This is a genomic window from Dehalococcoidia bacterium, from assembly GCA_035574915.1.
Classification (GTDB): Bacteria; Chloroflexota; Dehalococcoidia; order DSTF01; family WHTK01; genus DATLYJ01.
This window is the reverse complement of the sequence record DATLYJ010000083.1, coordinates 1-9,713: the sequence shown is the minus strand read 5'-3', so window position 1 is coordinate 9,713 and position 9,713 is coordinate 1. Positions and strand designations below refer to the sequence as shown.

General features: G+C 69.8%; 11 protein-coding genes. 6 read left to right on the top strand and 5 right to left on the bottom strand.

Features of this window, described 5'->3' with window-relative positions; all coding sequences use genetic code 11:
- Positions 1-268: 268 nt before the first annotated feature.
- Positions 269-1,195 carry a phage major capsid protein gene (locus tag VNN10_08010; GenBank protein ID HXH21960.1) on the bottom strand — a complete coding sequence of 309 codons (927 nt, stop codon included), beginning with the start codon at positions 1,193-1,195 and terminating at the stop codon, positions 269-271.
- Positions 1,196-1,319: 124 nt separating this feature from the next.
- Positions 1,320-1,907 carry a hypothetical protein gene (locus tag VNN10_08005; protein HXH21959.1) on the bottom strand — a complete coding sequence of 196 codons (588 nt, stop codon included), beginning with the start codon at positions 1,905-1,907 and terminating at the stop codon, positions 1,320-1,322.
- A 90-nt stretch (positions 1,908-1,997) separates the two neighbouring features.
- On the opposite strand from VNN10_08005, the gene VNN10_08000 reads away from it, so the two are divergent.
- Positions 1,998-2,525: a DUF3090 family protein gene (locus VNN10_08000; GenBank protein ID HXH21958.1), complete on the top strand. Its 528-nt coding sequence runs from the start codon at positions 1,998-2,000 to the stop codon at positions 2,523-2,525.
- A 285-nt stretch (positions 2,526-2,810) separates the two neighbouring features.
- Positions 2,811-3,404 carry a DNA-3-methyladenine glycosylase I gene (locus VNN10_07995; GenBank protein ID HXH21957.1) on the top strand — a complete coding sequence of 198 codons (594 nt, stop codon included), beginning with the start codon at positions 2,811-2,813 and terminating at the stop codon, positions 3,402-3,404.
- A 203-nt stretch (positions 3,405-3,607) separates the two neighbouring features.
- Here the strand turns inward: VNN10_07995 and VNN10_07990 are convergent, their stop codons facing one another.
- Positions 3,608-3,823 carry a hypothetical protein gene (locus VNN10_07990; protein ID HXH21956.1) on the bottom strand — a complete coding sequence of 72 codons (216 nt, stop codon included), beginning with the start codon at positions 3,821-3,823 and terminating at the stop codon, positions 3,608-3,610.
- A 214-nt stretch (positions 3,824-4,037) separates the two neighbouring features.
- Here VNN10_07990 and VNN10_07985 point away from each other — a divergent pair, with 214 nt between their 5' ends.
- From VNN10_07985 to VNN10_07975, 3 genes are all read left to right on the top strand, one after another.
- A complete protein-coding gene (locus VNN10_07985; protein HXH21955.1) occupies positions 4,038-4,622 on the top strand; it encodes a LamG-like jellyroll fold domain-containing protein in 585 nt (194 codons plus the stop codon).
- Complete coding sequence (locus VNN10_07980; protein ID HXH21954.1) at positions 4,619-5,296, top strand: hypothetical protein; 678 nt, start codon at positions 4,619-4,621, stop codon at positions 5,294-5,296. Before VNN10_07985 ends, VNN10_07980 begins: the two co-directional genes overlap by 4 nt.
- A 370-nt stretch (positions 5,297-5,666) precedes the next feature.
- Positions 5,667-7,610 (top strand): hypothetical protein, encoded by a 1,944-nt coding sequence (locus VNN10_07975; protein ID HXH21953.1) that lies wholly within the window; start codon positions 5,667-5,669, stop codon positions 7,608-7,610.
- A 91-nt stretch (positions 7,611-7,701) separates the two neighbouring features.
- Here the strand turns inward: VNN10_07975 and VNN10_07970 are convergent, their stop codons facing one another.
- On the bottom strand, positions 7,702-7,914 hold the full coding sequence (locus VNN10_07970; GenBank protein ID HXH21952.1) for a hypothetical protein: 213 nt from the start codon (positions 7,912-7,914) through the stop codon (positions 7,702-7,704).
- Between the two features lie 93 nt (positions 7,915-8,007).
- Complete coding sequence (locus VNN10_07965; GenBank protein HXH21951.1) at positions 8,008-8,625, bottom strand: hypothetical protein; 618 nt, start codon at positions 8,623-8,625, stop codon at positions 8,008-8,010.
- Positions 8,626-8,726: 101 nt separating this feature from the next.
- On the opposite strand from VNN10_07965, the gene ruvB reads away from it, so the two are divergent.
- Positions 8,727-9,713: Holliday junction branch migration DNA helicase RuvB (gene ruvB / locus VNN10_07960; protein HXH21950.1), on the top strand; the 987-nt coding region annotated here is incomplete at its 3' end.

The window sequence follows — 9,713 nt, the reverse complement described above, 5'->3', positions numbered from 1 at the left end:
TGTTGCGCTTATGTTATCTGGTGGCGGCAGGCCGTCAACGGTCATGCAACTACCACCCGTCTATCGGCCGCCTCCGGGTCAGGGCGCGCAGCCGGGCTGTCCGCGCAACCACCGTGAGGCGGCAATGACGGCCGGGTCGTTTCGCCGCGCCCTGGGCCGAGAGTTCGCCGGGAGCGGGGATCCCACGTATTCGCCAGGGGCCGACTGGCGGAGGGCCGGCCAAAGGCCGGCCCTCCTGGCGAGAGGTGCTCCGGCTCGACACGCGCTGCTACGCCACCACGTCCGCGCTGGAGATGCCGTCGATGCGGGCGACCGCCAGCGTCGAGAACAGGGCCAGGCCGACGTACCACTTGCAGCGCCAGCGCCGGGCGTCCTTGGTCTCCAGCGGCCCCACGTTTTCGACCTGGATGCCGCCGTTCGTCAGGCCGGCCAGGCGGCCTTCGCCCACCTTCACGGCGAAGATGCTGGTGGAGGCGCCGCCCGTCTTCGCGGAGTACGCCCCGCCCGAGATCGCCTCCGTGTCCACCATGAAGTCGCTCTCGAAGACCGGAATGCCGTCGTAGAGCATCACCCGCCGGCCGAAGTCGCCCGGCTCGAACTGCACCGGCGAGGTCAGGGCGCGGGCGTAGGCCGATATGCCGCGCCGCGTCCGCCGCGACATGAGCAAGAAGTCGGGCTTCCCCGGCTTCACCAGGTCAATCGTTTCGTCCAGCTTCTTGAGCGAGAGGGCTGCCGGCGTGGTGCCAGCGCCCATGTGCACCTGCTGCGCCGCCGGTACCAGCTTGTGCAGGCCGTCGAAGCCCTTGGGGTCGGACGCGGTGTCGCCGTAGAGGAGCTCGTCCTCGAACTCGTGCGCCACCGCCTTCGCCTTGAGCTCCAGGACGGCCGCTTCGATGTCCTGCACGTTACTGCGCGTGGTCGCGACGTAGCGGTCCACGTCGGCGTCCCCGCCCAGGATCTTCAGCGTCGCCTGCACCTGCGTGAAGGTCGGCGTCGACTCCGACCACGAGTCGCCAACGTCGAAGAAGGCGGCGGTCGGCAGCGCGTTCTCGCGGTTGTAGGTCAGCGCATTCCCCACAACCTCGATGAAAGGCAGGGCCTCCAGCACGCGCGACTCCTTGACCACCGTCTCGATCACGCCCTGCAGGACGACGTCGTTGGAAAGCTTTGCTGCTTCAGCCAGTGAAAGTGCCATCGCGAGGCTCCTTAGCTAGTGTCGATGTGTCGAGCGTTGGAATCCGGGCGGCCCCGCATGCGGGCATACGGCCCGCGAGGTTGGTGGTGGCTGTCCGGACGTCCAGGGCTGTTGGAAAGTCCTCCTACCGCTCCTCCAGCCCCAGGCGGATCTTCTCGCCCGGTGTCAGGGCGCCGAGGTCCGGCGGCACCCGGCCGGGCGGGCCGGCGGGCACGCGCAGGGCCTGAGCCTGCTGCTCCAGGTGCTGCCGCACCTGGGCGACCGTCAGGCGCGCGCTCTCCGCCGAGGCATCGACCTCGGCGATGCTCGCCCCGGTCACGAGGTCGGGCGGCAGCGACGGCTCAGACGCGAGCAGCAGCTCGCGGTAGCGGGCCGCCGCCTCGCGCGTCGACGTTCGCGCCGCCTCGACCTCGGCCTGCAGCGCCTCGACCTCCCGGCCGGCGGCCGCGAATGCCTGGTCGCGTTCGGCGAGCGCGGCTTCCGCGCGCGCAAGCCGGTCGCGCAGGCCGGCCGCCTCGCCCTCGAGGCCGGATGCGCGCGAAGTGGCCGCCTCTAGCTGCTCCCGCAGGCGCTCGAGGTCGGCGTGGGCCGTCGCGAGCTGCTCCTCCAGGAGCGCGATCTCTTCCTCCACCTCCATCACCCCCTTCGTGGCCGGCCCCTGCGGGGGCTGCCTGGTGCCGGCAGGGTGCAGCACAGATGTGCGAATCGTCAACGGCGATCTGGCACCTTCGCTGCCTGGGTGAGGAGGGGGACATGACGAGGGCCGCGAGGAGGGCGCCCGGACCGGGACTATAATCGCGGCATGGCCGACCCCATTCATGAATTCGGCAGCCTGCTTTCCGTGGATGCCGAGGCCATCGGCCAGCCCGGGCAGCGACGCTTTCGCCTGCTCTTGCTCTCCAGCTACGGCACTGCCGGCGTCTGGATGGAGAAGGAACAGCTCGCCGGCATTGGCACCTGGCTCGGCGACACCGTCACGCAGCTCGACAATCAGCGTCCGACCGGCGAACCAGACGTCGAACCGCTGCCTTTCCCCGAGGACCTCGACCTGGAGTTGCGCGCCGGCCAGCTTGCCCTCGGCTACGTCGAAGACCGGGATGTCTTCGCCCTCCAGGTCTTCGACCTGCAGCCCGACGAGGCGCCGGAGGACCCGAAGCCACTGCTGCGTTGCTTCCTGAGCCGCGGCCAGGCGCGCGTCCTGTCGCGAAAGATCGCCGAAGTGGTCGCTGCCGGCCGCAAGCCCTGTCCGATGTGCGGCCTTCCCATGGACCCGGACGGGCACATGTGCCCCCGCTCCAACGGCCACCGCCCGGTCCGCCTGACGCCGTAGCTGTGCAGCTGGTCAGCATTTGAGGATTTCAGCACTTCAGGCGCTTCGGCGGTCCTGGGCTCGGCATCGTCAGGATTGGGGCGCGGCGGGGCGCCTGGGGCCCCGCCCCAGGCCGCGCGGGCGTCCATGCGATAAGCTACAGAGGCTCCGCAAAACGGAGTCGCGGACCGCCGGCCGCCGACGGACATGACCTCCTGACCTCCTGACCTCCTGAAATCCTGAAGTGCTGAAGTCCTGCAGCGACCTCCTGAAATGCTGACTAGCTGGAAGTCCTGAAATCCTGACATGCCAGACAAGCCGCGCTGCGACTGGGCTGATGGCGCCTCCGAGGCCATGCTCCGCTATCACGACGAAGAATGGGGCGTCCCGCAGTACGACGACGTCCGCCTCTTCGAGCTGCTCACCCTGGAGGGCGCCCAGGCCGGCCTCAGCTGGTCCACCATCCTCGGCCGCCGCGAGGGCTACCGCCGCGCATTCGCCGGCTTCGACCTGGAGAAGGTTGCCGCGTTCACGGACGAAGACGTCGAGAGGCTGCTGAAGGACCCCGGCATCATCCGCAACCGCGCCAAGGTGCTCTCGACGATCGGCAACGCCCGCGCCGCCCTGGAGGTGCGCGACGAGTTCGGCTCGCTCGGCGCCTACCTCTGGCGCTTCGTCGGCGGCGCTCCGCTCCGCAACGCCTGGCGCGCCCTGCGCGAGCTACCAGCGGAGACGCCTGAGTCGAAGGCCATGAGCCGCGACCTGCAGAAGCGCGGCTTTCGCTTCGTCGGGCCTACCATCTGTTATGCGTTCATGCAGGCGGCCGGAATGGTCAACGACCACCTGGTCACATGCTTCCGATACGCCGAGGTGGCCACGGCCGGGAAACCCACGGCTTGACAGCCTGCAAGCCGGTGGCCGCCAGACCTCGGGCCCCGAGGCCTCTCTGAGCCTGCGAGTCTCCAGGCCTACGACCGCAGGCGGCGGTCCTGCGCGCGACCCCGCGGAACGCTGGGCTTCGGGCCCCGGCGTCCCAGGCCGCCTGTTTCGAAGCGCTAGAAGGCCTGAACCCCGGCGGTCCGGAAGTCCCGGCCGAGGGGTGCTCAGTCTTCTGTCACCCAGTTCTGACTGACGAGGAAGGCCTTCGCGTCCTCCACCGTCCGGAAGACGCGGGAGCCGATCGCGTCGATGGCATCGATCACGTCGTCCGACTCGTCCTCCGCGAAGGCGAGGTTGATGACGTCCTCACGCTCCACCTGCCCCTGGGCCGCGAAAGCGTCCTGAAAATAGGGCTCGACCTTGCTCCAGGGAACGGGCATTCTTGCGTCTCCTTGTTCGTGTTACAGCCGCGAGTCTAGCAGAGGCGCAGCTAAGGAAGAACGCATATGGCCGAAGGCGAGTCTGATAGCGCCGGGCCGCCTATGCCTTCTCGGTTTCCGCCCGAATCCTCAGTCGCCAGCAGTGCCACAGGCGTCTTGGCGCTCGTTGCCGGGCCGCCCTAGGCTGCCTGCCACGACCAGCCGGGAGCAAGCCGTGGCCTACTTCGCCGAAGTCGTGCAGGACCTGCCCCTTGCCTACTGGCGCCTCGGCGACACCGCCGGCGCCCAGGCGGCCGACAGCTCGCCCAACGGCCGCCACGGGACCTGGTCCGGCTCCCCGGTCCTCGGCTCGCCCGGCGCCCTCGACGGCGACTCCGACCCCTCGGCTCTCTTCGACGGTGTCGACGACCGCATCGCGCTGCCCGCCCTTCCCTCGCTGGCCGCCACGCTCACCCTCGAGTTCTGGTGCCGGCCCCTGTCCGGCGGAGACGCCACCCAGTGCCTCATCGGCGAAGCCGATGGCTCCCCCTCCGTCCTCTTCAAGCCGGCCACCGGCAAGCTATCGGTCTTCTACGCCGGCGCCGACCACTTCAACGACACGCCGCTCTCCTTCGACACCTGGCACCACATCGTCGTCTCAATCGCCGCCGGCGCAGGTACCATCTACTCAACGGCGTCGCCGACGGCGCCTTTTCCGGCTTCCCTTCCGGCTTTGCGCCCGACCGCATCGGCGACGACAACGCCGGCAACACCTACAAGGGCTACCTGGACGAGGTCGCCCTCTACTCCTCCGCCTTGACCGCGGCCCGCGCCGCGGCGCACTACGCTGCCGCGTGGCGCGGCCTCATTGGCCTGCGACCCCGCCTGCGTCGCGAGCTGCGAGACGAGGAAGCCGACGCCTACCGCTGGGCCGACCAGGAGCTGGACCGGCACCTCCTGCGCGCCCTCGATGACCTCAGCGCCGCCTGGCCGGAAGAGCGGAGGTCGACGCTGACCGCGACTCCTGGTTCGCGCGACCTGTCCCTGGACGCCCTCGACGGCCTCGAGCGCGTCGAGGCCGTCGAGTACCCCACCGGCTCCTGGCCGCCCGAGTACGCACCCTTCTCGATCTGGGGCTCGACCCTCACGCTGCTCGTCGACGCGCCTCCGTCCTCGGCCGTGCCCGTCACCGTCTACTGGGGCCGCCGCCATAGCCTCGATCGCCTGACGTCGACCCTGCCGCGGCGCGCCGAGGAGGTCTTGCTCCTGGGCGCGGCCGCCTACGCGCTCCTGGCCGCCGCCCAGGACGCTGTCGACCGCATCATCGTCTCCGGGCCGGGCGCGACGCGCGATTTCCGCCGCGAGGGCGAGGAGCGCCTGCGCCGCTTCCGCCGGGAGCTGCGCCGCTTCGGCGACGCCGGCCGCGTGCGCGTGGCCTCCCTGTATACGCCCGCGCGTCCCGAGCCCTCGCGGTCGGCGGTCCAATGGCAGTGACCGTCCGCTGTCGCCGCTGTGGCAGCCCCGCGGAGGTACAGGAGGGGGGTCCTGTACGGCTCTCAGGGGCTGCTGGTGGCCTGGCGTTGCGCGGAGTGCGGCGGCTGGTCGGCCGTGGACGTTGCAGCACTTCAGCAGTTCAGGACTTCAGCATTTCAGCGGCTCAGGGGGCCTGGGACTGCGGGAGTGCTCGAGAACGTGGCAGACCTGCGAGCCGGTAACCGGCGCGAGGAAGGGGAGGGCGGCCGGTGCGATCTTTGAGCAGCACGCTGCTGACAGCCGCCCGGGCGGCTTTCCGGAGGGTGTGGCGTTGAGGTCTTTGAGCAGCACGCTGCTTGAGGCGCAGAGGGCGGCGAGCCGGAAGCCGTACGTGCAGGCGTTGTTTGACGATTACTGGGGGGACCGCGGGCGGCTGCGGTCCACGCGCTTCTACACGGGCTCCGAGCCGGAGAACTACGTGGCGGTGGTGGTTGCCGGTGACGGGTCCCTGGTCCGGGCGCGGGTGGCGTCCGGCCAGCTGTACGTGTCCAGGGTGACGAGCCCGGGCGCCGGGTCTACGTACTCGAGCTGGACGGACCTGAACGCGTGCGCGGATGCGGGGGTGGCGGTGTTCCGGCAGCCGAACAACGACACTCTGACGCTGGTGTATGTGGATACGGGCGGGCTGACGCTGCGGTTCAAGCAGAGCACGGACCACGGCGCGAGCTGGGGGGCGGCGGGGACGGTGGCGACGGCGGGGGCGGCGGTGACGCACGTGGCCGGGGCTGCGAACGGGTCCGGCGATATGGTGGTGTTCTGGTGCGAGGGGGCGACTGTGTACCGGGCCCGGGCTAACTTTGGCTCCGGCTTTGGGGCGAGGACGGCGTGGACGAACACGATTGCGAGCTGCGCGGGGCTGGCGACGGAGTACCAGGGGGACTGGGGCGTGGTGGTCTGCGGGACGGCGCCGACGTCCGGGGACGCGAAGGTGTGGGCGTGCGTCTACGGGGACGGGCTGGACCAGGGGGCGAATACGTGGAGCTCGCTGATTGAGGTGACGACGGCGGTGAACGGGAGCGGCGTGAGCTACCTGTCGCCGGCGGTGGAGTTCAGCGGGGTCTACCGGCTGTGGTTTGTGGAGAAGTACACGGGGTCTCTGGCGTACAGCCGGCTGCAGGAGAGCACGCTTGAGGCGGGGCAGAATTTCAAGCAGGAGGTGTGGGCGGAGCCGGTGGCGGCGCCTGCGGACGTGACGGGGGACTACGGGGTGGCGGCGGCGGTGGAGGCGGACGGCGACTGCTGGCTGGTGCAGCCGGCTGGGGTGTGGTACGCGCCGGCGACGCCGGCGGCGTACGAGGCGTCTGGGGACGTGCTGGAGGCGGTGGTGGACCAGGACGGGGAGGGGGCGCGGGTGCGCCTGGTGCTGGACAACAGTCACGGGCGCTATAACCGCGGGGCGGCGGAGGCGGCGAAGGTGGGTCCGGGGCGGCGGCTGCGGCTGAGCTTTGGGTTTCATACGTCGGCCGGCGGGTCACCGGAGGTGAGCGCGGGGCCGGGGTACTGGGTGGTGCGGGTGGCGCAGGAGTGGGCGCCGGGGCGGTCGGTGGTGGTGGTGGAGGCGCGGGATGCGTGGCATTTGCTGGAGAGCTGGCGGGCGCGGCGGCAGCTGCAGTGGGCGGCGGGGACGAAGAGCGTGAACCAGCTTCTGGGTTATGTGTTTGCGCGGGCGGGGCTGGAGTACGGGAACGGGACGAGCAGCGCGGCGATCACGGGGCTGCAGCCGGCGTTCACGATTTATCCGGGGGAGAGCGGCGCGGCGGCGGTGCGGCGGCTTTTGGCGAAGGTGCCGGACCGGCTGCGGCTGCGGTCCGGGCTGGCGCTGACGGTTTACCCACAGGCTTCTGACGCGAGCGAGTATGCGTACGGGACGGAGCATGTGGTGCTGGGGGGCCGCTACGGGGCGGCGCCGGCGCGGGTGAACCGGGCGCGGGTGTTTGGGGCGTCTGTGTTTGATGAGCGGTTTGACTTTGGCGGGTACCAGGAGGCTGGGGAGGTGGTGCGGAATGTGGTGGACATTGGGCTGACGACGACGGGGCAGGCGGGGGAGCGGGCGGGGTTTGAGCTGCGGGCGGCGCAGGTGGAGGCGGAGGAGCTGGCGGTGGTGGTGCCGATGAATGTGGGGCAGGAGGTGTGGGACGTGGTGACGGTGACGGACGCGGTGGTGGGGTTGAGCGCGGCGAAGCGGCGTGTTGTGGGGCTGGTGTTCCGGCACGTTGCGGGCTACGGGCGGAAGCAGGCGGTGTACGAGCTGGAGCTGCGGCTGGGGGCGGCGTAGGGCGCGCCGGGATTGCAGCATTTCAGGATTTCAGGTGGTCAGGGCCGGGGGCCTGAAGTGCTGACGTGCTGACCGGCTGAAATGCTTTCTCTCACGTCCAGACGGCGATGACGACGGCGTCGTCCGGGTTGGCTTCGTCCAGGGCGAGGAGGGCGACGAAGCGGCCGGCGGTCATGTCGCCGGAGGCGATGGCGCGGCTCGTTGGCACGCCGGTGATGCGCGTGTTCAGGGAGCCGTCGACCTGGATGTCAGCTCGGTAGGTCATGCTGTTGAAGGATTTGAGGATGCCCCTGCGGATTGTCACGGCTCAGCTCCTGCGGCCGGGAATAGCCCATTTTCCGCGGCTTGGGGTGGCAGTCCCAAGCGCTCGCTGACAGCCCTCCCTGGCCCGCCAGCTTCACCGGAAGCGGAAGGACTGCAGTACCTGCTCGCAGCCCGCCAGTACCGCCTGGTCCCACTTGTCGGCGCGGCCCTGGCAGCTCACCGTGTACTGGCGGTCGCCGAAGATGGTCACGTACTGCGCCGTCGCCAGCTCCAGGCCGTTGCCCAGGGGGAACTCCGTGATGTACTGGCGCGCGGGCAGCCCGCCAAGCTCCACCCACTGCGGGTCCCAGAAGTCGGCCCGCGCGGCCGCCGCGCGCGACCTCAGTGCTTCGTCCAGCTTGACCAACTCGCCCGTCAACGCCTCCCTGGGGACGGCGCGCTCGTGCTGGCTCACCGTGACGCGCACGCCGTGGAATGTGTCCGGCACCGTCTCCAGCTCGCCCACGTAAACGTCGTCCAGGAGCGTCAGTTCCTCGCGTCCGGCGGGCTTCACCCTGTCCTTCACGTCGCTCCAGGACTTCGGGTATTCGAACTGGTAGCGCAGGCGGCTGTTCACGTAGCGCCCGTCCGCCGGACGCGCCGCCTCCTCCGGCTCACCGTCGCCGCCAGGGAGCGCGAACGCTGCCACTGCGGCGACGGCGGCCACGATGCCAAGCGCCCCTATTGCTACCAGCAGTCTCTTCGACAGCACCGCGCGAGCTTCCTCCTTCACTTCTCCGGGCCCGGTCTTCAGCGAGAATACGGGCCGCTCATCCCTTGGGCCAGCGGCTCACCGTATAATGTCCGAAGCAAATCGCTATGCCTCCTGATCGAATTCTCTCGGGCAAGCCCCAACAGGACGAAGAGAACCTCGAGACCTCACTCCGGCCCCGGCGCCTCGACGAGTACATCGGCCAGGAGAAGGTGAAGGAGAACCTGCGGATCGCCATCGCCGCCGCCCGCCGTCGCGGCGAGGCCCTGGACCACGTACTGCTTCACGGCCCGCCGGGCCTCGGCAAGACCACCCTGGCCTGTATCATCGCGAAGGAGATGGATGCCCAGGTCCGGATCACCTCCGGCCCGGCCATAGAGCGGCCAGCCGACCTCGCCGCTATCCTCACGAACCTCGAAGCCGGGGACGTGCTGTTCATCGACGAGATCCACCGCCTCTCCCGGGGCGTGGAGGAGGTCCTCTACCCGGCCATGGAGGACTTCGCCCTCGATATCGTCATCGGCAAGGGGCCGGGGGCGCGCTCCATCCGTCTGTCCCTGCCTCGCTTCACCCTCGTCGGCGCTACTACCCGCTACGCGATGATGTCGCCGCCGCTGCGCGACCGCTTCGGCGTCATCCATCGCCTCGACTACTACGACCTTGACGCCATCAGCCGCATAGTCCGCCGCTCTGCTGGCGTCCTGAACATCGAAATCACCGAGGACGGCGTCAGAGAGATCGCCACCCGCTCGCGGGGCACGCCGCGCGTCGCGAACCGGCTCCTGCGCCGCGTCCGCGACTACGCCGAGGTCATGGGCGAAGGCCGCATCACGGGCGAAGCCGCCCGCGAGGCTCTCGCCCGCCTCGAGATCGACGCCCTTGGCCTGGACGAGACCGACCACAAGATCCTGCGGACGCTCATCGACCGCGGCGTCCCCGTCGGCATCGAGACCCTCGCCGCCTCTATCGCCGAGGAGTCAGACACGATCATGGACGTCTACGAGCCCTACCTGATGCAGATCGGCTTTCTGGACCGCACGCCGAAGGGCCGCCAGGCCACGCGCCGCGCCTACGAGCACCTCGGCGTC